The organism is Stenotrophomonas sp. AC248, from assembly GCF_979258185.1.
In genome coordinates this window covers 1109452-1134061 of record NZ_OZ409840.1, presented here as the reverse complement: position 1 = coordinate 1134061, position 24610 = coordinate 1109452, and the positions used below count along the sequence as shown (strand labels likewise).

Genomic DNA, 24610 nt, shown 5'->3' with positions numbered 1-24610 from the left:
CTGGGTGGATAGCGTTTCAGACGTCGCAGAGGCGGATCGCCTCGCGCAGCGAGCCGACGGGATCCGGCGCGGCAGGCATGAACTCCTGCGCCAGATACCCATCAAAACCGGTGTCGCGGATCGCGCGACAGATGGCGGGGTAATGGAGCTCCTGCTGGTCGCCGATCTCGTGTCGGCCAGGCACGCCCGCGGTGTGGTAGTGCTTGAAGTACGCGTGATGCCGGCCGATGGTGGCGATGATGTCGCCCTCCATGATCTGCATGTGGTAGATGTCGTATAGCAGGCCGAAGTGATCCGAGCCGATCCGTCGGCACAGCTCGACGCCCCATGCGGAGTGGTCACACAGGTAGTCGGGATGATCGACCCTGGAGTTCAGCAGCTCCATGACCAGCACCACGCCGCGCTTCTCGGCATGCCCGAGGATGCGCTTGAGCCCTGCTTCGGCATGGGTCATGCCCTCCTGGGGATCCATGCCGTTGCGGTTGCCGGAGAAGCAGATGAGGTTGCGATAGCCGGCATCGGCTACCAGATCGATGTGCCGGGTATAGCGCTCGACCAGCTCCTCGTGGAACTCGCGGCCGGCAAAGCCCTTGGTCAGGCCCAGCTCTGCGCCGTTGCACATCGCGCTGTCCACGCCATGGGCCTTCAGCGTGGGCCAGTCCTCCGGCCCCACCAGATCGATGGCGGAAAACCCGATGCCCTTCACCGTCTGGCAGAGCTGGGCGATCGATTGCTGCGGGAACGTCCAGCGGGCGACGGAGTGCTTCAGGTTGCCCTTGAGCGGCGCGGTGGCTGCGAACGCGGGCAGAACGGCCGCTGCGCCGAGGCCAACGCTCCCGGCCACCGCCATGCGCAGCGCATCGCGCCGTGTGAGCCCCGGGGCCGGGTCGGGTCCGATCGAATGGATAGGCATCCACTTTCCGGCCTCCCAACCGGTATCACACGCTGACGATTCGGTTTAATGCAATCGATTGCACCATAGAGGAGCGCGTCTTTTTTTTGCAAGACGCAGTGCACTAAAAACCTATGCTGCAGAGCACAAAGCCCACGTGCGTTTGGCTCGACCTTGGGGCTTACGTCGGTATCGTCGGGCGCTGGGAGAAGCAGACCAACGGTCGGCTCTACCGGTGCGCGTGCAATCTTCCCGCGCAGACAGATCCGGTTTCACGGGCGCCTGCGTTGCCCGAACCGTTGATCGGTCTGCGTTGCTCCCCGTGAACAGGCGAAGACCCACAAAAAAGCCCCGTAAGAACGGGGCTTTTCTTGAAACTCTGCCGGGATGTACCGGTGAGTTTTGCTTAGAACGGAATGTCGTCGTCAGCGAAGTCGTCCATCGGCGGGGCCGGCTGCTGCGGCTGCTGCTGCGGGCGCTGCTGGCCGTAACCACCGCCCTGCCCGCCCTGGCGCTGACCACCGCCACCGCCGCCACCGCCGTACTCCTGGCGCGGGGCCTGCTGGCGCTGCGGACGCTCGCCGCCGCCGTAGTTGCCACCGGCACCGGCGCCTGCACCGCCGCCACCGCCGCCTTCACCGCGGCCGCCCAGCATCTGCATTTCGTCGGCGATGATGTCGGTGGAGTACTTCTCCACGCCATCCTGGCCGGTGTACTTGTCGTACCGCAGGCTGCCTTCGACGTAGACCGAGCTGCCCTTGCGCAGGTATTCGCCGGCGATTTCACCGAGCTTGCCGAAGAACACCACGCGGTGCCATTCGGTGCGCTCCTGCTGGTTGCCATCCTTGTCCTTGCGGACGCTGGTGGTGGCCAGGCTGATGCGGGTGATCGCCATGCCGCCTTGGGTGTACTTCACGTCCGGGTCGTTGCCGAGGTTGCCGACCAGGATGACTTTATTGATGCCGCGCGCCATAGGGTTGCTCTTCCGTTGTCCGAGGGCAGGCCGCAGTCATAACACAGCGCCGTGCGGGCTGCAGATACGCAGGGCCACCCACGGGAGAATGGGGTGGGGTCCAGAATGCCCCATCTTACCATCGCCGCCCCGCCCGCCCCCGTCAGGATTCCGGCCAGAACCCGTCGGATTCCCCCGCAGCCCAAGGCCGGCAAGGCCCGCGCCGGTCCAGCCAGGCCGCCTCCCGCCCGGCCGCGCCCACCCGCGCGGCCGCATGGCATCATGCAGGTCGTCGTTCCCGCCGTTCCCAGCAATGACCATCCGCGGCAAAGCCACCTCCCTGGACATCGCCCACCTGGCCGGGGTGTCGCAGCCGACCGTCTCGCGCGCCCTGCGCGGCAGCCCGATGGTCAATCCGGAAACCCGCGAGCGCATCCTGCGCATCGCCCGGGAGCTGAACTACAAGGTCGACAAGAACGCCTCCAGCCTGCGCCTGCGCAATGCCGGCACGCTGGCCCTGCTGTTCTTCGAAGACCCCACCAACGACGACTCGCTGATCAACCCGTTCTTCCACGCCATGCTGGGCTCGATCACCCGTGCCTGCGCGCTGCGCGGCTACGACCTGCTGGTGTCCTTCCAGCAGCTGTCCACCGACTGGCAGGCCGATTACGAAGACAGCAACAAGGCCGACGGCATCATCCTGCTCGGCTATGGCGACTACCACGAGTCGCGCGAGCGGCTGCAGCGGCTGGTTGAACAGGGCACCCACTTCGTGCGCTGGGGCGCGGCCCTGCCCGACCAGCCCGGGGTCTCGATCGGCAGCGACAATTTCCAGGGCGGGTTCGACATCACCGCCCACCTGCTCGACCAGGGCTGCCAGCGCATCGCCTTCATCGGCCACGCGTCCAGCCACTATCCCGAGTTCGAGGAGCGCTACCGCGGGCATGTGGCGGCGATGGCGGCACGCGGCATCCGCGCCGAACCGGGCCTGCAGCACGACGCGATCACCACCGAGCAGGACGGGTTCGACGCCTGCCAGGCGTTGCTGGCACGCGGCGAGACAGTGGATGGCGTGTTCGCGGCCAGCGACCTGATCGCGATCGGCGCCATGCGGGCGCTGCGCGAGCACGGTCTGCGCGTGCCGCAGGATGTGGCCCTGGCCGGCTTCGACGATATCCCGCTGGCCGCATCGGTGTCGCCGCCGCTCACCACCGTGCAGCAGGACACCAAACAGGCCGGGCAGCTGCTGGTGGAAAAGCTGCTGGCGCTGATCAGCGGCGCGCCGGTGGACGGGCAGACCATTCCGGTGAAGCAGGTGCTGCGCGAGTCGTCACGGCGGCGTTGAGCGCGGCCCCGCCGCAAGCTTTGCCGCACCGTAGGACGCCGCCAACGGCCGCGCCAGGATGAAGTCCTGCATCAGCCGCAGGTAGCCGTCGGGCTGGCGGGTGGAGACGCGCTCGCCGGCCGCGTCCCGTTCGAAGTCGTACATGCCGTGGTCGGCATCGGGAAACACCGCGGTCTGGATCGGGCGGCCATCGCGTTGCAGCCAGGCCAACCGCTGCAGGGTTTGGCCGGGCGGCGCGTCGCGGTCCTGCCCGGCCAGCAGCCACAGCTGCGGCACGTCCAGGTGTTCCAGCACCGGCAGCGGGTCGTAGTCGGCCGGCACGCCCTCGAGCAGGCGCGGGCCGTCGACGCGCACGGTCGCTTCCGGGGTCGCCAGCAGGTAGCCACTGATGTTGCCGCGCACCGCCTTGAACCAGGGCAGGTGGCCGTAGCGGGCTTTGACGGACGCCATCTGCGTGAACCCGTCGGTGAAGCCGCTGCCGACAATGGCCGCCGACGCGTCGGCCACCTCCATCGCCTTGGCGGTGTCATCGGCGCTTACGCCTGCGCGTGCCATGTCATAGGCGATGGCTTCGCGATCCTCGTCCAGCGGCGATACCGCCAGCCCGAAACTGACAATGACGAAGTCGACCGGCTCAATGCGTGCCGCCAGCGGCGCCACCCACCCGCCCTGGCTGCCGCCCTGGTAGCCGAGCCGGCCGGCCCGCGCGCCCGCCAGGCGGCGGGCCTGGCGTGCGGCGTGGATGGCGTCGTTGGCCAGGGTCAGGTAGTTCTGGGTGTAGCGCCCGCCCGAGGCACCGGTGCCGCGCTTGTCGTAGGCGAACACGCCGATGCCGGCGGCGGCGAATTCGCGCTGCAGCGAATAGGCCGGCAACGCGGCATCGTGCTCGGCGCCATGCACCAGCACCACGATCGGCACCTGGCTGTTGCCCGGCGGCAAGGTCAGCCGCCCGGCCAGCGTGACGCCGCCGGACACGAAGCGGGTGTCGGTCTGTACCAGTGCGATGCGCTCACCGGGCTGGCCGTCGAAGCGGATGGCCGTGCTGCCGCATGCAGGCAGCACGACCGTGTGGCCATCGGCGCGGTCAGTCCAGCCCAGCGTACTGGCCCAGCGACGATGGCCGCGCGCGTGCAGCTGCCCGGTGCGTCCGTCCGGGAGCCGCCAGCGCAGCTGTTCGGCCGTTGCTCCCGGCCCGATGTCCAGACTGCCGCCATCGGCCATGCGGTAGCTGCCGACCGCGCACTGCGCGGCGGTTGCGGCATCGGGCGCCGGCGCGGCGCTGGCCAGTGCGCTGCTGGCCAGCAGCGCCCACAACGCGCTCCCGCGCAGGGCCGTGCGGGTCAGATGGAGGTGGATCGGCATGGCACGCTCCTGCAGTGGATGGCCCAGCCTGCCTGCCCGGCTGGCCAGGCGCCAGCGCGGTGCGATGAAACCGATCTGGCCGCGATGAAGCCCGTCGTGCCGGGAGCAGAGGGGCGCCGCTCCCGACCGCACCCATGACTTACGGGTGATGTGGCCGGGCCGCTTTGCCGCGATAAGTCGTTCACCATTCAGGGGAAGGTGTCCGACGCATGCTGCAGATCCGCTCGCTGTCCAAGACCTACGCCAACGGCGTGCACGCACTCAACGGCGTCACCCTCGACATTCCGCGCGGCATGTTCGGGCTGCTCGGCCCCAACGGCGCGGGCAAGTCATCGTTGATGCGCACGCTGTCCACGCTGCAGGAAGCCGACAGCGGCAGCGTGACCCTGGAGATTCCCGGCGAGCCGGCCATCGACGTGCTGCGCGACAAGGATGCGGTGCGCCGCCGGCTGGGCTACCTGCCGCAGGATTTCGGGGTGTACCCCAAGGTCAGCGCACTGGATCTGCTGGACCACTTCGCCGTGCTCAAGGGCATCACCCACAAGGCGCAGCGCCGCGAGGTGGTGGACGGGCTGCTGCAGCAGGTGAACCTGTGGGATGCCCGCAAGCGCAAGCTGGGCACGTATTCGGGCGGCATGCGCCAGCGCTTCGGCATTGCCCAGGCGTTGCTGGGCGACCCGCGGCTGGTGATCGTCGATGAGCCCACCGCCGGGCTGGACCCGGAAGAGCGCAACCGGTTCCTCAACCTGCTGGCCGCCATCGGCGAGAACGTGGCGGTGATCCTGTCCACCCATATCGTCGAAGACGTCACCGACCTGTGCCCGAGCATGGCCATCATGAACAAGGGCCAGGTACTGCTGACCGGCAAGCCGAGCGATGCCATCGACGCGTTGCAGCAGCAGGTCTGGCGCAAGCAGGTGGACAGTGCGGAACTGGCCAGCCTACGAAGCCAACCATGTGGTGCTGTCCACCCGTCTGGTGGGCGGCCGCCCGGTGATCCACGTGCACAGCGCCAGCGACCCCGGCGACGGGTTCCAGCCGGTGGCCCCGGACCTTGAGGATGTGTATTTCCAGCGACTGCGCCTGCAGTCGCGGGCCGCCTGACCGGAGCGCGCCGATGATCACTGCCTTCTTCCGCTTCGAGCTGCGCGAGCAGCTCCGTTCCCCGCTGCTGTGGCTGCTGTCGGTGCTGTTTGCCGCGCTGGCCTTCGCGGCGGCCTCCAGCGATGCCGTGCAGATCGGCGGGGGTGCCGGCAACGTGCACAGCAACGCCCCGATCGTGATTGCCCGCTTCATGGGCATCTTCACCATGATGGGCATGCTGGTGTCCGCGCTGCTGGTGAGCAACGCGCTGCTGCGCGACTTCGAGCTGGGCACCGCCGAGCTGATCTTCGCCAGCCCGATCAAACGCCGTGACTACCTGGCCGGGCGCATCCTGGCCGCGCTGTGCGCCGGTCTGCTGTTCTACCTGATCATCGCGCTGGGCCTGCTGCTGGCCCCGTTCATGCCGTGGGTGGACCCGGCACGGATAGGCCCCACCCCGCTGCGCGCCTACGCGTGGACGTTCGCGGTGATCGTGCTGCCCAACCTGGTGTTCACCACCGCGCTGCTGGCCATGCTGGCCGCGCTGACCCGCTCGATCCTGTGGGTGTACATCGGCCTGGTGGGCTACTTCGTGCTGTACGGGGTGAGCGCCTCGCTGCTGCGCGACATCGACAACACCTGGATCGCCACGCTGGCCGAACCGCTCGGCATGCGTGCGCTGGGCCGCACCGTGCGCTACTGGGCGACCGAGCAGAGCAACACCCAGCTGCCGCAGCTGGCCGGCTACGTGCTGGCCAACCGCGCGCTGTGGCTGGGCGTGGCGGTGGCGCTGTTCGCGGCGACCTTCGCGCTGTTCCGCACCGAGCGCAGCGGCAGTGGGCGCCGACGCTGGGGCCGCAAGCCCGCCGCGCCGACCGCCGCCGCCACCCGCCCCACGCAGCTCACCGTGCCGCGCATCCACCCGACCTTCGGCGCCGTTACCGGCTGGCGGCAGTACCTGCGCCAGGTCCGCTTCGACACCGCCGGCGTGCTACGCAGCGTGCCGTTCCTGGTGCTGCTGGTGCTGGGCCTGGCCAACTTCATCCCGGGCGCGCTGTCGCAGGAGACGCTGTACGGCACGCCGATCTACCCGGTCACGGCGCAGATGCTCGGCGCGCTGCAGGGCGCCTACAGCTGGCTGCTGGTGATCATCGTGCTGTTCTACGCCGGCGAGCTGGTGTGGAAGGAACGCACCGCGCGGCTCAATGAAGTCAACGACGCTATGCCGGTGCCCAACTGGGTGCCGCTGCTGGCCAAGTTCAGCGTGCTGGTGATGGTGATCGTGTGCTTCCAGGCGATTGGCGCGCTGGCCTCGATGGCGTTGCAGCTGGGCCAGGGCTACACCCACCTTGAGCCGTTGGTGTACCTCAAAACGCTGGCGCTGGGCTCGGTGTTCTACGTGCTGATGGGCGGCATGGCACTGGTGCTGCAGGTGCTGACCAACAACAAGTTCCTCGGCTATGCGCTGCTGATCGTGGTGATGATCGGCCAGGTGGCGCTGGGAATGCTGGACTACACCCAGAACCTCTACAACTTCGGCAACTGGCCCAACGCACCGTATTCGGACATGAACGGCTTCGGCCACTTCCTGACCGGGCAGCTGGCCTTCCAGGGCTACTGGGGCCTGTTGCTGGTGGCGCTGCTGTGCCTGGCGTCGGCGTTCTGGGTACGCGGGGTCGGCATGGGGCTGCGCCAACGCCTCGCCCTGGCCGGACGCCGCCTGCGCGGCCCCGCCGGCGTGGGCGCGGTGGCGGCCTTGCTGGCCTTCGTCGCGGTAGGCGGCTGGCTGTACTGGAACACCAACATCCGCAATCCGTTCCTCTCTCCGGACCAGCAACGCGACCTGCAGGTGCGCTACGAGCGCGAGCTGTCCAAGTACCGCCACCTGCCGCAGCCGCGGATCACCGCGGTGGACAACCGCGTGGACCTGCACCCGGAAACCCAGTCGGTCACCATTGAAGCCGACTGGACCGTGCGCAACACCCACGCCGCGCCGATCACCGATATCCATATCGCGATGGGCGATGACCGCCAGCTGGTGGCGGTGGAGCTGGGCGGGCAGACGCTGGCCTTCCACGACGTGGACCTGGGCTACCGCATCTACCGCCTGGCAACGCCGCTGCAGCCGGGCGAGGAGCGCCGCGTGCACTTCCGCGTGGACCAGCACCCGAACGGCATCACCGCCGGGCAGGCGCCAACCAACCTGGTGGCCAACGGCAGCTTCTTCAACAGCCGCATGCTGCCCTCGTTCGGCTACGACGCAGGCAACGAGCTGGACGACCGCAACGAGCGCCGCAAGCGCGGGCTGGGTGAGCCAACCCGCATGCCCAAGCTGGAGGACGAGGCTGCGCGCGCCAACACCTACATTTCCGATGATGCCGACTGGCTCGACTTCCGCACCACCATCTGCACCGCACCGGACCAGATCGCGCTGGCACCCGGCTACCTGCAGGAGGAGAAGACGGTGGACGGGCGGCGCTGCTTCCGCTATGCCATGGACCGGCCGATGCTCAACTTCTACGCGTACCTGTCCGCGCGTTGGGAGGTCAAGCGCGGCACGTACAAGGACATCCCGATCGAGGTGTACTACGACCCGCGCCACGGCTACAACGTGGACCGGATGATCGAGGCGGTGCAGAAGTCGCTGGCGTACTACGAGGCCAACTTCACCCCGTACCAGCACCGCCAGGTGCGCATCATCGAGTTCCCCGGCTACCAAAGCTTCGCGCAGTCCTTCGCCAACACCATTCCCTACGCCGAGTCGATCGGCTTCATCGCCGACCTGCGCGACCCGGACAAGATCGACTACGTGTTCTACGTGACCGCGCACGAGATCGCGCACCAGTGGTGGGCGCACCAGGTGATCGGTGCCAACGTGCAGGGGGCCACGGTGCTGTCCGAGTCGCTGTCGCAGTACTCGGCGCTGATGGTGATGGAGAAGACGTACGGCCGCGCGCACATGCGCCAGTTCCTCAAGACCGAACTGGACCGCTACCTGGCCGGGCGTGGCGGCGAGCGCATCAAGGAGCTGCCGCTGGAGCGGGTGGAGAACCAGCAGTACATCCACTACGAGAAGGGTTCGCTGGTGTTCTACCGCCTGCGCGAGGAGATCGGCGAGGCCGCGCTCAACCGCGCGCTCAAGCGCTTCCTGCAGGACAAGGGCTACCAGCAGCCGCCGTACACCACCTCACGCGAGCTGCTGGGCTACATCCGCGCCGAGACCCCGGCCGATCGCCAGCAGGTGGTCACCGACCTGTTCGAGAAGATCACCCTGTACGACAACCGCCTGCTGGACGCCAAGGCGCGCAAGCGTGCCGATGGCAAGTACGAGGTCACCCTGAAGCTGCACGCCGAAAAGCGCTACGCCGACGGCGGCGGCAAGGAGACGGCCGGCACCATGGACGACTGGATCGAGCTGGGCGTATTCGCCAATGCCCCCTCGGGCAAGGAGCGCGACCAGAAGGTGCTGTACCTGCAGCGCCACCACGTCACCGAGGCGGCGCCGACGATCACCGTGGTGGTGGACGGCAAGCCGGACGAGGCCGGATTTGATCCGTACAACAAGTTGATCGACCGGGTCAGCGACGACAACCGGCGCAAGGTGAGCCTGTAGCGCCGGGTTCTACCCGACTGTCGGGTACAACCGCAGTGGAGCAGCGGGGCAAAAGCCCCGCTCTACCCGAGGGATTGCCTTACTGCCGCGCTGAACTCATCGAGCAGGAACGGCTTGGCGATCATCGCCATGCCCGTTTCCAGAAACGCTGCGCGCTCCTGCGCCTTTTCCGCATAGCCGGTCATGAACAAGATCGGCAACACCGGGCGCGACTGTCGCGCGATCTCGGCCAGCTGGCGGCCGTTGAGCCCGGGCAGCCCGACGTCGGTAATGAGCAGGTCGATGCCGCGCGCGGACTGCAGGATCGGGATCGCGCCATTGGCATCGCCCACCACCTCCACCTGATAGCCGAGGTCCTCCAGCACCACCGTCACCAGCATGCGTACCTGTTCGTCGTCTTCGACCACCAGGATGGACTGGCCGGCGCCCAGCGAGACCTGGGCCGCACTGACGACCGGGTCCGGCTCCGCCGCAGGCTCGGCCAGCGGGATGTAAAGCGAAATGGTGGTGCCCTGGCCGGGCACGGAGTCGATGGCGATGTGGCCACCGGACTGCTGCATGAAGCCATACACCATCGACATGCCCAGGCCGGTGCCCTTGCCGATCGGCTTGGTGGTGAAGAACGGCTCGAAGGCGCGCTCCACCACCTCCGGCGGCATGCCGGTGCCGGTGTCGGCGACCCCGACGACCGCGTAGACGCCGGCCGGGATCGTGGCCGACACGCCCTCGCCCACCCGCACCAGCGACGTGCTGAGTTCAAGCTGGCCGCCATTGGGCATTGCATCGCGTGCGTTGATCGCCAGGTTCAGCACCGCGCTTTCGAACTGGTTGGTGTCCAGCGCGGCATGCAGCGGATCGTCCGCCAGCCGGGTCTGGATGTGCACCGTTTCGCCCAGCGTGCTGCGCAGCAGGTGCTGCAGCGACCCCACCAGTTCATTGAGCTCCACCGGCTTGGAGTCCAGCGACTGCCGGCGCGAGAACGCCAGCAGGCGCTGGGTGAGGCTGGCCGCACGCTGGCTGGACGCGGTGGCTGTGTCCAGGAAGCGCTCCAGGTCATCGTAGCGGCCCTTTTCCAGCCGCAGCCGCACGATGTCCAGCGCCGACAGGATGCCGGTGAGCATGTTGTTGAAGTCGTGCGCGATGCCGCCGGTAAGCTGGCCGATGGCCTCCATCTTCTGTGACTGGCGCAACGCGGCTTCGCTGGCTTCGCGCGCGGCCATCTGCGCTTCCAGCTCACGCGTGCGCTGGGCAACCATCATCTCCAGCTGCTGGGCGTGCTGCCGGCTGACCTCCAGGGCCACCTTGGAGGCGGTGATGTCGGTGACGAACACATGGAAGCCGTCGGGGCTGCCATCGGCGCCGAAGCGCGGCGAATAGCGCACTTCCACATCGCGGCGGCGGCCATCCCGGCGCGGCCAGCTGGTCTCGAACAGCGCTTCGCGCCCGGCCAGCGCGCGCGCCATCGCCGGCTTGCGCGACTCCCACGCCTCGGCACCGATCACCTTACTGACATGCTGGCCGATGACCTCACCGATCGGCAGGTCGAACCAGGCTTCGTAGGCCTTGTTGGCAAACCGGTAATGCAGCGAGCGGTCGATGAAGGCGATGAGCACCGGCATGGCGTCGGCGATCAGGCGCAGCTCGGCTTCGCTGCGGACCAGCGCCACGCGGCTGTCGGCCAGTGCCTGCATCTGGTCGCGGACCACGTACTGCTTCTCGCGTGCACGCAGCGCGCCCTGCACCGCGCTGAGCAGCGAAATGCTGCCCAGTGGCCGGTCCAGCTCGATCACGTTGAGCGTGCGTGGCAGCAGGCCATCGGCCGGCGACCGGCGGTGCGCGCGCGGCGAGCGCAGCAGGATGAACGGCAGGTCCGACCAGGCCGGTTGCTGCGCCAGCGCCTCCACCAACGCATCGGTGCCGCTTGCGACCGCCTCTTCGGTGACCAGCACCGCCCCGGCGCGCGCATCCAGCGCGTCGCCCAGTGCGGCCAGGGTCGGCGCTATCGCGGTGGCCAGCCCGGCACTGTGCAGCACCGCGGCGATGCTCTCGGCATCGCGTCCAAACGGGGCAACGATGTGGACAACGCCCGCCCCGCCGCTGTCATCCGGCATAGGGATGGCCCAGCAACGCGCCGTTGTCGCCGACGAACTCCGGGGTGCCGGTCAGGATGCCCTTGAATTCCTTCAGCGGGCTGCTCAGCGACACCCCGCGGCCGTCTATCTTGAGCTCGCGGATGGTGTCTTCATGGCCACCGCCCCGGTTCTTGATCACCGAGACGGCCTTGCGGATCCGGCCCTGTGCCTCGAAGAAGCGGAACAGGATGACCGCATCGGCGATGTAGGACACGTTGATGTTGCCGGTGGACATGGTGCCGACCAGTCCGTGCTGCGGATTGATCAGGAACGTCACCACGCCCTTCTGGTTGAGGTAGGAGAGCATCTCGTGCAGCTGCAGCATCAACTGCTTTTCCTGCGGCATCGCCGCGACATACCCGTTGAGGCTGTCGATCAACAGCACGCTGCAGCCGCGTTCCTCGACCGCGCGCTGGATGTTCCAGGAAAACTCGCCCGGCGAGATCTCCGCCGGGTCCATCTGCATGATCTCCAGGCGACCGGCCTGCAGGTGCGCCTCAAGGTCCATGCCCAGCGCCTTGGCCCGGATCAGCAGCGTGCCTACGCGCTCATCGAACTCGAAGATGCAGCACTTCTCGCCCCGCTCGCAGGCGGCCCAGATGTACTGCAGGGCCACGTTGGTCTTGCCGCTGCCGGCCGGGCCGGTCAACAGCGTGCAGGTGCCGCGCAGCGGTCCCCCGCCGAGCAGGTGATCGATCGCGGGCACGCCGCTGCTGATCGTGGTTCCCACGAACTGCTCGTGGTGCTGGGACGCGATCAGGCGCGGAAACACTTCCAGCCCGCCTTCGCGGATCACCATGTCATGGTAGCCAGCGACGAAATCCACGCCGCGCAGTTTCTGCACCTGCAGCCGACGACGTGCGGCGCCAAAGTCCAGGGTCAGCCGCTCCAGCGACAGCACGCCGTGGCACAGGCTGTGCAGCTGCCCGTCGCGGTCTTCGCTGGTGGAGGTGAGGTCATCGACCAGAAACACGGTCGTACTCTTGGGCGCGAAGAACTGCTTCAGCGCCAGGATCTGGCGACGGTAGCGCAGCGAATCCTGCGCCAGCAGGCGCAGCTCGGACAGCGAGTCGAACACCACCCGGCTGGGGCGGATGCGGTCCACTTCCCCCAGGATCAGGTTGACCGTTTCATCCAGCTCGACCTCCCAGGCGTGCAGCACCGACTGCAGCCGGCCGTTGCCCAGCGCGTCCTCGGCCGAACCCAGTTCGAACAGGTGCAGCCCTTCCAGCGACCAGCCGTGTGCGCTGGCGACTTCGCGCAGCTCCTCGGCGGTCTCGGACAGGGTGATGTACAGGCAGCGCTCGCCCTTCTTGAGTCCCTGCAGCAGGAACTGCAGCGACAGCGTGGTCTTGCCGGAGCCTGGGGGGCCTTCCAGCAGGTACAGCCGCCCTTGCGGGAAGCCGCCGCGGAGGATCTGATCCAGGCCCTGGATGCCGGTGGTGACGCGGGAAGTTTGTGTCTGCATAGGTTCGCCAATTTCGACGCGGCGAGTCTAGCAACGGCTTCTGTGTAGATATTGTGTGACCGGCACCTCTCGACGAGGACCGATTAAGTAATGTCGATGCCGCGTAAAAAGCAACCGTGCCCCACGCGTAGAGCCGGGCTCTGCCCGGCCGCCCCACCCCGTAACGCTGGGCTCTGCCCGGCGGCCGTCGATCAACCAAAATCCTTCAAAATCTCGCCGATCCCCGCCGCCGACAGTTCCAGCCCCAATCGCGTCCCCGGGTTGACCACCACGCCGTAGCCGCCGGGCACCCGCTTCAACACCTCGATCATCTGCATCCGGATCGTGTGCGGCGCCTGCTGGCTGTGGAAGCCCACCCGCGCCATATCGGTGAACACGGCCACGTGCAGCACGCCCTGCTTGTCGAACAGCAACGGGTCGAACCCGCTGCCGTCGGGGGTGACCAGGCTGCCGGTGAGCAGCACCACCTCGGAGGCCACGAAGGCCTTCATGAACAACCCGATCGGCAACTGGCCGTCCATCGCGGACTGCAGCAGGGTTTCGATCGGCGTTTGCGGGGGCAGTTCGGTCATGGGCAACCTGTCGGGGCGTGGCGGGCCGGAATTGTACCGGTAGTGCCGGCCGCTGGCCGGCACGCCGATCGCACCACAGTATCCCGCGAGCCGGCCAGCGGCCGGCAGAACAGGTCAGCGGGCCAGCCGTGCGCTGCGTGCCTGCTGGTCAGCGATGGCGCGCTGCAGTTCGGCCTGCAGGTCCTTCTGCTTCACCGGAGCATCCAGCAGATACACCTTGACCCCGTGCGCCGGCACCGTGGCCTTCAGGCTGCCGCCCACCTGCTGGCTGCCCCCGTCCAACGCGTCGTGCCACTGGCCCGGCTGCAGATAGCGACGAACCTCAATGCTGCGCGCGGTGTCGCCCTTGTTGAGCAGCACCAGTGCGGTCTGGGTGGTGTCGCCGTGCTGGAGCACGCGGAAGAACACCGCTTCGTCGCCTTGCAGCCGCTCATTGACCTGCAGGCCGCGCTGCAGCGCCGGGGTCGCCTCGCGCAGGGTGGCGATGCGCTGCAGCGGCCCGAAGATCGGGCTCTGCGGCGCGGCGTCCACGCGCGGCTGGCCGAAGTAGGCGCGATTGCCGGCGTGCTCGGCACGGCTGCGCATGAAGCCGGTTTCCGAGCCGTAGTACAGCACCGGAATGCCGCGCGCGGTGAACAGCCAGTTGTGCGCGTCGATGAAGCCGGCGTCGGTGGCGTCCAGGCGGGCCATGTCGTGGTTGTCGTAGAAGCTCATCAGCTCGTACGGGTTGGCGTACGGGCCGCCCACCAGGTGCAGCGGTTCGGCCAGCGTTTCAAAGCCCTTCTGCTCCTTGCCGAATACCGACGACAGCGCGCCGCGCAGCGGGAAATCCAGCACGCTGACATTGGCGTTGGCCGGCCAGGTGTGTTCGGCGATCTTGCTGGCGTCGTAGTCAAACGCTTCGCCGAACATGAACATGCCCGGGTGCGCGGCGCGGATGCGGCCCACGAATTCGTGCCACCACGGATGCGGCAGCCAGCCGATGGTGTCGATGCGCAGCGCATCCACGCCCTGCGCGGTCCACTGCAGGTAGGCACCCACCAGGTAGTCCATTACCGCCGGGTTGTGTTCGTTGAAGTCGGACAGCTCGGCCAGGTTGCCGTCGAAGATCGAGCCGTTCTTGCCGTCGACCGGGCCGGTGGTGTTGTAGAACGCATGCAGCCGGTTGTGCTGCGGGTCCAGCTGCTGCGGCGGCAGGTTCTGGTGGTCGGCGACCAGGGTGCCGTCCTTGTCGAAGATCTGGCCGAACTGCGGCTGGCGCGTGGGCATGGTCCAGGCCGGCGAACCGTGGTTGCCCACGATGTCCAGCACCACCTTCAGCTTGGCCGCGTGCAGGCCGCGGGTGAGCCCGGCAAAGTCCAGGTCGGCGCTGGGCAGGTGCTCGTCCAGCGTGTAGAAATTGACGCCCCAGTAGCCGTGGTAGCCGGTTTTGCCGCGGTCCGTCAGGGTACTGGTGCAGCTGATCGGCTTGCTGCCGGTGAACGCCTCGTCGGGGTTGTCCACGATCGGCGTGATCCACACCGCACCGAACCCAAGGCGGCGGATGTAGTCGGCATTGTCCAGCACGCCCTTGAAGTCGCCACCCAGGTAGCCGATGTTGCCGTCCACCTTGTCCGGGCACGGCACCGGGATGTCGAAGGTGCGGTGTTTGCCGCCCTGGTCGCGGTGGTCGTTGGACGGATCACCATTGACGAAGCGGTCGGTGACCACGAAGTACACCGCATCGCTGGCGAACGGCTCGGTGGTACCGATGTAGTCCGGGCGCGGCGCAGCCACGGCCTGGCCGGCGGACAGAACAAGCAGGACAGCAACAGACAACGCACCACGCATCACACCACCTCCGGACGGGACGGAACCCGCAGCACGCACAGACCGGCCACCAGCAGACTGCAGCCGCCCAGCACCAGCACATGCATGGGCTGGCCACCCAGCCAGGCACGCAGGGCGAAGCCGAGCGCGCTGGCGGCCACCAGCTGCGGGATCACGATGAAGAAATTGAAGATGCCCATGTACACGCCCATCTTCGCCGCCGGCACGCTGTCGGACAGCAGTGCGTACGGCAGCGACAGGATCGAGGCCCAGGCTATGCCCACGCCCACCATCGACAGCAGCAGCCAGCGCGGATCGTCAATGAACATCATCGAGATCAGCCCCGCGCCGCCCAGCCACAGGTTGAGCAGATGGCTCCAGCGCAGCCCGAGCGCGCGCACCATCGGCGGGATCAACAGCGCCGCCAGCGCGGCGAAGCCGTTGTAGGCCCCGAACAGCACGCCCACCCAGTTGGCGCCTTCGTTATAGGCCGCCGATTCGGTCTCGGTCGCACCGAAGTGGACGCCGGCAACGGCACGCGTGGTGAAGATCCACATCGCAAACAGCGCGAACCACGAGAAGAACTGCACCCATGCCAGCCGCCGCATGGTGGTCGGCATGGTGCGCAGGTCGCCCACGATCTGCGCCAGCATGTGGGTGCCGGGCACTACCCGCGCCAAGCCCAGCAGCACGCCGTACGCGGCACACAGCCCGGCCAGCACGTACAGCATCTTGTCGCCCCGGTACCAGGCGATGAGCCCGGCCAGTACCACGCCCACCCCCAGCCACAGCGCCGCCTGGTACCACGGTGCCGGCCCGCGCAGGGCGGCACCGGCCTGGTGCGCGGGCGGCTCGGCGTCGGCGAACCCGGCCAGCTCGGCCGGCGAGTACTCGCGGGTGCTGAACACCGTCCAGCAGATGGCCGCCAGCAGCACCACCGCGCCCACGTAGAACGCGTAGCGCACGGTGTCGGGCACCTGCCCTGCCCCGGCGGTGTTGGCTACGCCGAAGTGGGCCAGCAGGAAGGGCAGGAAGCTGGCCACGATTGCGCCGATGCCGATGAAGAAACTCTGCATCGCGTAGCCGGTCGGCCGTTGCCGCGGCGCCAGCTGGTCGCCGACGAAGGCACGGAACGGCTCCATCGACACGTTGATGGACGCGTCCAGTACCCACAACGTGCCGGCGGCGATCCACAGCGTGGGCGAGTTGGGCATCACCAGCAGGGCCAGCGTGGTCAGCACCGCGCCGATCATGAAGTAGGGGCGACGCCGGCCCCAGCGGGTCCAGGTGCGGTCGGACCAGTAGCCGATCACCGGCTGCACCAGCAGCCCGGTCAACGGCGCGGCGATCCACAGCCCGGGCACGGCATCCATCGGCGCGCCGAGGGTCTCGAAAATGCGGCTGGCATTGGCGTTCTGCAGCGCGAACCCGAACTGGATGCCCATGAAGCCGAAGCACATGTTCCAGATCTGCCAGAACGACAGCGTGGGCTTGTCGGGGCGGCTCATCGTGCGTCCCCGTCGGTGGCGGCAATCGGCGCGATCAGCAGCGCGCTGACCGTGGCCTGGTTGAGCACGCCGTCGCGCCCGCCCTTGCCGCCGTTGTAGGTGGCAAAGTGCGCCAGTGCGCTCATGTTGACGCCGTCTTCCAGCGCGAAGCGACAGCGCCCCCTGGGCAGCTCGAATTCGGCGGCGGTGGAGTCCTGCGGACCTACGCTGTGCGGCATCACCACGCTGGCACGCTGCGCCGGCTGGCCCGGGCACTGCACCACCAGCTGCTTCACCGCAGCGGTCACACCGGTGTTGATCGGGCCATTGGGGTTGTCGTAGCGCAGGCGCACGCGCACCCGGGTGGCCTTGGTGGCGGTCCAGTTCCACGTGGTGGACCCGCGCAGCCGCTGCTGCGGTCCGATGCAGGTCGTCGGGCTGTGCAGCGATTCAAGCGCACCTTCGCGGCGGGTGAAGCTCAGGCAGTGCTGGTCGCCGTCGTCGGTAAGCAGCAGCGGCGAGGCGGCGGTGACGGCGCGACCATCCCGCCACAGTACGTGGTTGGCCGGGATCGGGATCGACCATGCGGTGCCGCGCGCGGTGGGTGTCGGTGCGGCGGGCGTGGCGGGGGCGTAGGCGGTTGCAGATCCAGACGCGGCCGGGCGTGGCTCGGCGCTGCCTGCGGCGGCCTGGGCCACCAGATGCACGGTGACCGTGTTGCCCCGGCGCACGATCTTCTTTGCCACCAGCAGGTCGCCGTCCAGCGTGCGCGGGCGCGTGAGGATGTAGCGGCGCTGGCCGTCGTCCAGTTCGATGCTGCGGCGCGTGCCGAACAACTGCGGCACCAGCGCGGTCGGCAGTTTGGGCGCCGCCGTGCCGTCGGCTTCCACGCCGAACACACCTTCCAGCACCATCGACAGGTAACCGGCCACCGACCACAGCTGGCGCGGCGAATTGACCACCGGGCCGCTCAATGCGCCCTCGTCGACATGCACGGCCAGGCTGCGCATCTCGTAGTTTTCCATGTTGGAACCGGCCAGCGCGCTGCCACGCATCAGCGATTCGATCTCCAGCTGGATGCGTGCGGCATCGTCCAGCCGGCGCGCGGCGCGCAGCGAATACGCGCTGACGAACGGCCAGACCGCGCGGTTGTGGTAGATCGGCTGCTGCGCTTCCTGCGGCCATACCACCGGGCTGCCGCCCTCCACCGCCGGGTAAGCGGCCAGCGCGCGGCGCGCGCGGTCGGCGGGAAACACGTCGGCCAGCACGCCCAGCGAGAGCGCCAGCAGGTCGTACTTGGCATAGGGCACCGGGTGCGCCGCCTCGCCGATGTAACTCATGTACATACCGGCATCGTCGCGCCAGAAGCGCGCGTCGATCTGCGTGGCCAGCGCAGCGGCCCAGCCGGCGTACTGGCTGGCGCGGGCGTCGCCGCGGGCGCGCGCCAGCTGCTCGGCCAGGCGCAGCGCCTGGTAGTGCAGAACGTTGGTGGACAACGCGAAGGAGTCGCCGATGAAGCGCACGTCCTGGCGGGTCCAGTCCGGGTAAGTCTGTTCGCGCCAGTCCAGGAACGAGGTCTCGCCGCGGTACAGGCCGATGCGCGCATCGAACACCGCCGCGCGGTCCTGCGCCAGGGTGGCCTGCAGCGCCTGCCAGGTCTGCTCGGCGAAGGCCGGGTCATCCTGCAGGTGGCGCGCGGCCAGGAACCACACCACCCGATCACTGCTGATCGGCCAGCTGCCGCCCGAGCCGGTGTCCTGGGCCACGAACAACCCCGGGGTGCGCCCGTCGCGCGCAGGCGACAGCTTGAACTGCAGCGACTGCCGGGTACGTTGCGGGTCCAGCCGGGCCAGTGCCAGGTCGGCTGCGAAGCTGACATCGCGGGTCCACACGTAGGGCCAGCGCTCGCCGGTCTGGAAGCAGTCGCACGGCACCGGGTTGCCCTGGTTGAAGGCCGGGTCGCGGATCGCATCCACGCGGTCGGCGTCCATCTCCTGCTGGGCCAGTGCGAACAGGGCATCGAACAGCACGCTGTCGGTGCGGCTGCGCATCGGCTGGGCGGCAATGGCCACCGTCTGGCCGGCGGCCTGCAGGCGGAAGCCGCCATCGGCGGCCGTGTCGGCGCGCGCGGTGCGGCCGTCGAAGGTCAGGTCCGCCGCGGTTGCGGTCGAACCCAGCGCCAGCCCAAGGGCAGCGGTCAGGCAGATCATCTTCAGCATCGAAGCGGCTACCCGGCTTGCGCCCGGCGCCTCCCTCCCTCTTTGCACGCGTTGTGGTTACGCAACGCACGGTGCCGGCCAAGGTCGGTACCTCCCGGTCTGTGCACCGGTGTGGCGTTGCGCTCGCGGCCCCCTCCCAGGGTGCCTGGCCCCATGGTAGACGGCAGGCTCCGGTGCGCGCCGCCTTGCATACGTATTCATGGCGCAGCGGCGGGACGAGCGGGACGGCGTGGCTATAGTCCGAGCCAGACAACGGCCGCCTTGGGAGGGGAAAATGCCGACGAAACAGCCGCATTCACCGCGTGGATCACGCACTATCAGCGGCTTGCCCTGGCTGGCTGCCGCCGTGCTTCTGCTGGCCTTCGGCGCTGCCGCCGAACCGGTCACGGTGGCCAGCGTGGCGTCGCCGGGCAAGGTGCTGCGGGTGTCGGTGCAGCTGGATGGCGGCACGCCCAGCTACCAGGTGGAACGCTTGGGTGACACGGTGGTGGCGCCGTCGCGGTTGGGCTTCCAGCTGCGCGATGGCCGGCTCGACCGCGATCTGGAGGTGCTCGGCCAGCACACGCGTGCGTTCGACGAGACCTGGGAACAACCCTGGGGCGAGCGCCGCCGGGTGCGCAACCACTACAACGAAGTGGTGGTGCAGCTGGGCGAGCGCAGTGGGGCAAAGCGCCGCTTCGAGGTGGTGTTCCGCGCCTTCGATGACGGCGTGGGCTTCCGCTACCGCTTCCCCGAGCAGCCGGGCCTGCGCGAGGCGATCATCGACGACGAACTGACCGAATTTGCGATTGCCCCGGCCGCCACCGCCTGGTGGATCCCGGCCGGCGAGCCGATCCACTACGAGTACCTGTACCAGCGCACGCCGCTGGACCAGGTGCCGTTGGTGCATACCCCGATCACCCTGCGCAGCAAAGACGGCCTGCACATCGCCATCCATGAAGCCGCCCTGGTCGACTACGCAGGCATGTGGCTGCGCCGCACCGACGGCCAGCGCCTGCGCGCGCAACTGTCGCCGTCGGCCGAAGGCTGGAAGGTACGCCGCAGCGTGCCCTTCGATACCCCGTGGCGCACCCTGCAGATCAGCGACCGCGCCGGTGGACTGGTGGAATCGGACCTGATCCTCAACCTCAACGAACCCAACGCGCTGGGCGATGTGAGCTGGGTGAAGCCGTCCAAGTACCTGGGCGTGTGGTGGTCGATGCACCTGGACCACGAAAGCTGGGCCACCGGGCCCAGGCATGCGGCCACCACCGCCAAGACGAAGAAAGTGATCGACTTCGCCGCCGCACATGGCTTCCGCGGTGTGCTGGTGGAAGGCTGGAACCCGGGCTGGGACGGCAACTGGGTAGGTAACGGCTACGACTTCGATTTCACCCGGCCCACCGCCGACTTCGATATCGAGGCGCTGTCGGCCTACGGCGCGAAGAAGGGCGTGCACCTCATCGGCCACCATGAAACCGGCTGCGCCATCGAGCACTACGAAGACCAGCTGGGCGCCGCGCTGGACCTGTACGCGCGGCTGGGCGTGGATGCGTTCAAGAGTGGCTATGTGTGCGACGACGGCCAGGTGGACCGGCGCAACCCGGCCGGCGGTCCGCTGTGGCGCGAGTGGCACGACGGCCAGTTCATGGCCCGCCACCATCTGAAGGTGGTGCAGGAAGCGGCCAAACGCCACATCGCGGTGAACCCGCACGAGCCGATCAAGGACACCGGGCTGCGCCGCACCTACCCGAACTGGATCTCGCGCGAAGGCGCGCGCGGCATGGAATACAACGCCTGGGGCCAGCCGCCGAACCCGCCCGAGCACGAGGTCAACCTGGTGTTCACGCGCATGCTGTCCGGGCCGATGGATTACACGCCCGGCATCCTGAGCCTGAAGGGCCGCGGCGGGCAGGCCATTCCCAGCACGCTGGCGCGGCAGCTGGCGTTGTACGTGGCGATCTACAGCCCGATCCAGATGGCCGCCGACCTGCCCGAACACTACCTGCAGCACCGCCAAGCGTTCCGCTTCATCGAGGACGTGGCGGTGGATTGGGAGGACAGCCGCGTGCTCAATGGCGAGGTGGGCGACTACGTGACCCTCGTGCGCAAGGACCGCAACAGCCGCGACTGGTTCCTGGGCAGCATCACCGACGAACACGGCCGCGTGCTGCCGGTACCGCTGGGCTTCCTGGACCCGGGCGTGCGCTACCGCGCCGAGATCTACCGGGACGGCGACGGCGCGGACTTCCGCAGCAACCCGTTCGCCTTCGTGCGCGAAACCCGCGAGGTCACCAGCGCCGACGCACTGGTGCTGACGCTGGCCCCCGGCGGCGGCCAGGCGATCCGTTTCACCCCGTTGTAGGTGGCTACGCCAGCCCCGGGTAGCGCCCGACCGATGGTCGGGCGACGCACGCGGCGCCGGCCCATCCGTGCGTGGATACGGCGTGCCGACCAACGGTCGGCACCTACCGGGCGCGTGTGTGTCGGTGCGGCTGTGATGACGCACCTGTAACCGATTCCAACGCTGCAAATGCCATTGAATACGTATGCAGGGTGGTTCCCGCAGCCGACCCGCTGCCTACCATAGCCACGCAGTCAACGGCCACCGTGCCGTGACGCTCCCGGTTCTCCGGGCAACCAAAAAATCGATTGGCAACATTGCCTGGGAGGGGAAAATGTTGAACCGCAAGCGCAGCGCGCTGAGTATCGCGCTGGCCGTCGCCCTGACGCCGTTGATGGCGTCGGCGCAGACCGCCGAACCCACTACCGCCACCCCGTCGAGCGGGACCGCGGCCACCAACCTGGATACCGTGCAGGTCACCGGTATCCGCCGCGGTATCGAGAACGCCATTGCGATCAAGCAGGACGCCACCTCGGTGGTCGAGGCGATCTCGGCCGAAGACATCGGCAAGCTGCCCGATGTGAGCATCGGCGAATCCATCTCGCGCCTGCCCGGCCTGGCTGCCCAGCGCGTGGCCGGCCGTGCCCAGGTGATCAGCGTGCGCGGCCTGTCGCCGGACTTCGCCACCACCCTGCTCAACGGGCGTGAAGTGGTCAGCACCGGCGACAACCGCAGCGTCGAATTCGACCAGTACCCCTCGGAACTGGTCAACGGCGTGGTGGTCTACAAGACGCCCGATGCGGCGCTGGTCGGCCAGGGCCTGTCGGGCACCATCGACATGCAGACCGCGCGCCCGCTCAGCTTCGCCGAGCGCGTCATCGCCGTCAGCGGCCGCTACCAGAAGAGCTCGCTGGGCAAGGCGGCCAATGTGGACCCCTACGGCAACCGCTTCAGCGCCAGCTACATCGACCAGTTCATGGACAACACCTGGGGTGTTGCGATCGGCTACGCGCACAGCGACATGCCGATCCAGGAAAACCAGGTGGGCCTGTACGAGCCGTGGACCACTGAAAACACCGACAACGGCAACCGCCCCGGGCTGGCCCCGGGCACGGTGTTCTCCGACGGCATCAAGGCCCTGCGCCGCACCGGCAACACCAAGCGCGACGGCGTGATGGCCACCGTGCAGTTCCGCCCGTCCAACGTGTGGACCAGCACCCTGGATGCGTTCCACACCGAAGCCGAGCAGATCGACACCGCCAACCAGTTCGAGCTCAATCTCAGCAACTACAACGGCAACTACACCCCGGGCCTGCTGATCAGCAACCCGCAGGTCAATGCCGATGGCACCTTCACCGGTGGCGTGGCCAGCGGCGTGTATCCGCTGGTGCGCGGCATGTACAACAAGCGCAAGGACAAGATCGATGCGTTTGGCTGGAACAACGAGTTCAACTTCGAATCGGTCAAGGTGGTGGCGGACGTCAACTACTCCAAGGCCACCCGCGACGAACTGAACCTGGAAAACAACCTGCAGCTCACGCCGATGCCGCAGCTGGATACGGTGGGCGTGGTGGTGAACCCGAACGGGTTCTCGCAGATCCGCCCGGGCCTGGACTATTCCAACCCCGATGCGCTGTTCCTGACCAACACCATCTACGGCTCCGGCTACGGCAAGGTGCCGCAGGTGGAAGACCGCCTGAAGGCCGCGCGCCTGCAGGCCACCTTCGCGCTGCCCGAGGCGATGAAGTGGTTTGCCGACGTGGACGTGGGCGTCAACTACGCCGACCGCCGCAAGGACAAGACCCAGGCCGAAGGCAACATCCTGCTTGGCGACCAGGGCGATGCCAACATCGCCGGCGACCTGCAGTACCGTCCGGTCAACCTGGGCTTTGCCGGGCTGGGCAGCATTCCGGCCTGGAACGTGCCGGGCGCGGTGGACCGCTACATGGTGTTCAACCCGGTCACCAACCTGGACTACCTGATTCCCAAGGCGTGGACGGTGCAGGAGAAGACCAGCACGGCGTGGGTGCGCGCCAACATCAATACCGACATCGGCGCGGTGGGCGTGCGCGGCAACATAGGCGTGCAGATGGTGCGCACCGACCAGAGTTCGCAGTCCAACTATTTCGACCGGTCGCGCCCGGCCGGGCAGGAAGTGCTGCCGATCGATGCGGGCAAGACCTACACCGACTGGCTGCCAAGCTTGAACCTGGTGTTCATGTTCCCGCACCAGCAGACGCTGCGCTTCGCCGCGGCCAAGCAGGTGGCACGTCCGCGCGTGGACCAGATGCGCGCCGGCCTGGAGTTCGGCGTGGATACGGCCACCGGCAAGCCGGGCGGCAGCGGCGGCAATCCGCTGCTGGATCCGTGGCGCGCCAATGCGTTGGATCTGTCGTATGAAAAGTACTTCGGCGAGAAGGCCTATGTCGCGGCGGCGATCTTCTACAAGGACCTGAAGTCGTATGTCTACACGCAGTCGCGCGATGACTACGATTTCAGCGACCTGCTGGCCAGCTACGTGATTCCGCCAGGCATGACCGCCCCGCTGCTGACCACCGGCACCTTCTCTTCGCCGGAAAACGGCAAGGGTGGCAAGCTGAAGGGCCTGGAGCTGACGGCGTCGTTCCCGCTGGACATGTTCACCGACAGCCTGCGCGGGTTCGGCGTGCAGGCCAGTGCGACGTTCAATGACAGCAACATCGAGATCCTGGACCCGGAAAGCGCGTCCAGCGTGGGCAGCGATCCGATCAGTCTGCCGGGGCTGTCCAAGCGCGTGTACAACTTCACTGCGTACTACGAGCGGAGTGGGTTCGAGGCCCGCGTAAGCCAGCGTCGTCGGTCGGACTTCATTGGCGAGATCGGCAACTTCAACGGCAACCGCACGCTGCGCTACGTGGTGGGCGAGAACGTGACCGACGCGCAGATCAGCTACACCTTCGCCGACGACAGCAGCCTGCACGGGCTGACGCTGCTGCTGCAGGGAAGCAACCTGACCAACGAGCCGTACCGCACCTATGCCGGCACCAAGGACCGCCCGCTGGAATACATCGAGTGGGGCCGCACCTACATGCTGGGCGTGAACTACAAGTTCTGATCCAACGGTAGCTGCACCAACAAAAAACCCCGCTGCTTCGGCAGCGGGGTTTTTTGTTGTGCCATGAACGGCGGCGGCGGTCGGCGGGTCGGGCGCTGGGCCCCGATACCCTTTCCGGCGAATGTCCTCCGGCGTCGGCCTCCGGCGTCGGCCTGCGGCCGCCCCCTCCCCCTTTATTTCGCCTCCAAGGGCATCGGGGCCCAACGCCCGACCCACCGACCAGAGCCAGAAAAGCCGCGCTTCCTGCTGCGCACCGCAC

The 24610-nt window shown here is 67.8% G+C and carries 13 protein-coding genes and 1 pseudogene; 5 read left to right on the top strand and 9 right to left on the bottom strand.

Annotated elements, in window-relative coordinates:
* Positions 1 to 16 precede the first annotated feature (16 nt).
* Entirely contained in the window at positions 17 to 913 is an 897-nt protein-coding gene (locus tag ACZ0AE_RS05220; RefSeq protein WP_463600539.1) for a hydroxypyruvate isomerase family protein, read from the bottom strand.
* A gap of 385 nt (positions 914 to 1298) precedes the next feature.
* Complete coding sequence (locus ACZ0AE_RS05215) at positions 1299 to 1865, bottom strand: single-stranded DNA-binding protein (RefSeq protein ID WP_038689838.1); 567 nt, start codon at positions 1863 to 1865, stop codon at positions 1299 to 1301.
* 292 nt (positions 1866 to 2157) lie between these two features.
* On the opposite strand from ACZ0AE_RS05215, the gene ACZ0AE_RS05210 reads away from it, so the two are divergent.
* Positions 2158 to 3189, top strand: coding sequence for a LacI family DNA-binding transcriptional regulator (locus tag ACZ0AE_RS05210; protein WP_038689848.1), 1032 nt, complete (start codon positions 2158 to 2160; stop codon positions 3187 to 3189).
* Here ACZ0AE_RS05210 and ACZ0AE_RS05205 read toward each other — a convergent pair.
* Positions 3175 to 4551, bottom strand: coding sequence for an alpha/beta hydrolase family protein (locus ACZ0AE_RS05205; protein ID WP_463600538.1), 1377 nt, complete (start codon positions 4549 to 4551; stop codon positions 3175 to 3177). The two genes, ACZ0AE_RS05210 and ACZ0AE_RS05205, sit on opposite strands and share 15 nt — an antisense overlap.
* Before the next feature lie 209 nt (positions 4552 to 4760).
* Here ACZ0AE_RS05205 and ACZ0AE_RS05200 point away from each other — a divergent pair.
* Together ACZ0AE_RS05200 and ACZ0AE_RS05195 are read left to right on the top strand one after the other, a co-directional pair.
* Positions 4761 to 5655: pseudogene (locus ACZ0AE_RS05200) on the top strand (ABC transporter ATP-binding protein).
* Positions 5656 to 5668: 13 nt separating this feature from the next.
* On the top strand, positions 5669 to 9247 hold the full coding sequence (locus tag ACZ0AE_RS05195) for an ABC transporter permease/M1 family aminopeptidase (protein WP_463600537.1): 3579 nt from the start codon (positions 5669 to 5671) through the stop codon (positions 9245 to 9247).
* 62 nt (positions 9248 to 9309) lie between these two features.
* Here the strand turns inward: ACZ0AE_RS05195 and ACZ0AE_RS05190 are convergent, their stop codons facing one another.
* From ACZ0AE_RS05190 to ACZ0AE_RS05165, 6 genes are all read right to left on the bottom strand, one after another.
* Entirely contained in the window at positions 9310 to 11358 is a 2049-nt protein-coding gene (locus ACZ0AE_RS05190; RefSeq protein ID WP_463600536.1) for a hybrid sensor histidine kinase/response regulator, read from the bottom strand.
* Positions 11348 to 12859 carry an ATPase domain-containing protein gene (locus ACZ0AE_RS05185; protein ID WP_447596198.1) on the bottom strand — a complete coding sequence of 504 codons (1512 nt, stop codon included), beginning with the start codon at positions 12857 to 12859 and terminating at the stop codon, positions 11348 to 11350. Before ACZ0AE_RS05185 ends, ACZ0AE_RS05190 begins: the two co-directional genes overlap by 11 nt.
* Positions 12860 to 13038: 179 nt before the next feature.
* A complete protein-coding gene (locus ACZ0AE_RS05180; protein WP_314403253.1) occupies positions 13039 to 13419 on the bottom strand; it encodes an SseB family protein in 381 nt (126 codons plus the stop codon).
* A 114-nt stretch (positions 13420 to 13533) separates the two neighbouring features.
* Positions 13534 to 15249: an alpha-amylase family glycosyl hydrolase gene (locus tag ACZ0AE_RS05175; protein ID WP_463600535.1), complete on the bottom strand. Its 1716-nt coding sequence runs from the start codon at positions 15247 to 15249 to the stop codon at positions 13534 to 13536.
* Entirely contained in the window at positions 15249 to 16736 is a 1488-nt protein-coding gene (locus ACZ0AE_RS05170) for an MFS transporter (protein WP_463600534.1), read from the bottom strand. Before ACZ0AE_RS05170 ends, ACZ0AE_RS05175 begins: the two co-directional genes overlap by 1 nt.
* Positions 16733 to 18934: an alpha-L-rhamnosidase-related protein gene (locus ACZ0AE_RS05165; RefSeq protein WP_463600533.1), complete on the bottom strand. Its 2202-nt coding sequence runs from the start codon at positions 18932 to 18934 to the stop codon at positions 16733 to 16735. Before ACZ0AE_RS05165 ends, ACZ0AE_RS05170 begins: the two co-directional genes overlap by 4 nt.
* Before the next feature lie 274 nt (positions 18935 to 19208).
* On the opposite strand from ACZ0AE_RS05165, the gene ACZ0AE_RS05160 reads away from it, so the two are divergent.
* Both ACZ0AE_RS05160 and ACZ0AE_RS05155 read left to right on the top strand, forming a co-directional pair.
* On the top strand, positions 19209 to 21278 hold the full coding sequence (locus ACZ0AE_RS05160) for a glycoside hydrolase family 97 protein (RefSeq protein ID WP_463600532.1): 2070 nt from the start codon (positions 19209 to 19211) through the stop codon (positions 21276 to 21278).
* 313 nt (positions 21279 to 21591) lie between these two features.
* On the top strand, positions 21592 to 24351 hold the full coding sequence (locus ACZ0AE_RS05155; RefSeq protein ID WP_463600531.1) for a TonB-dependent receptor: 2760 nt from the start codon (positions 21592 to 21594) through the stop codon (positions 24349 to 24351).
* Positions 24352 to 24610: the final 259 nt, after the last annotated feature.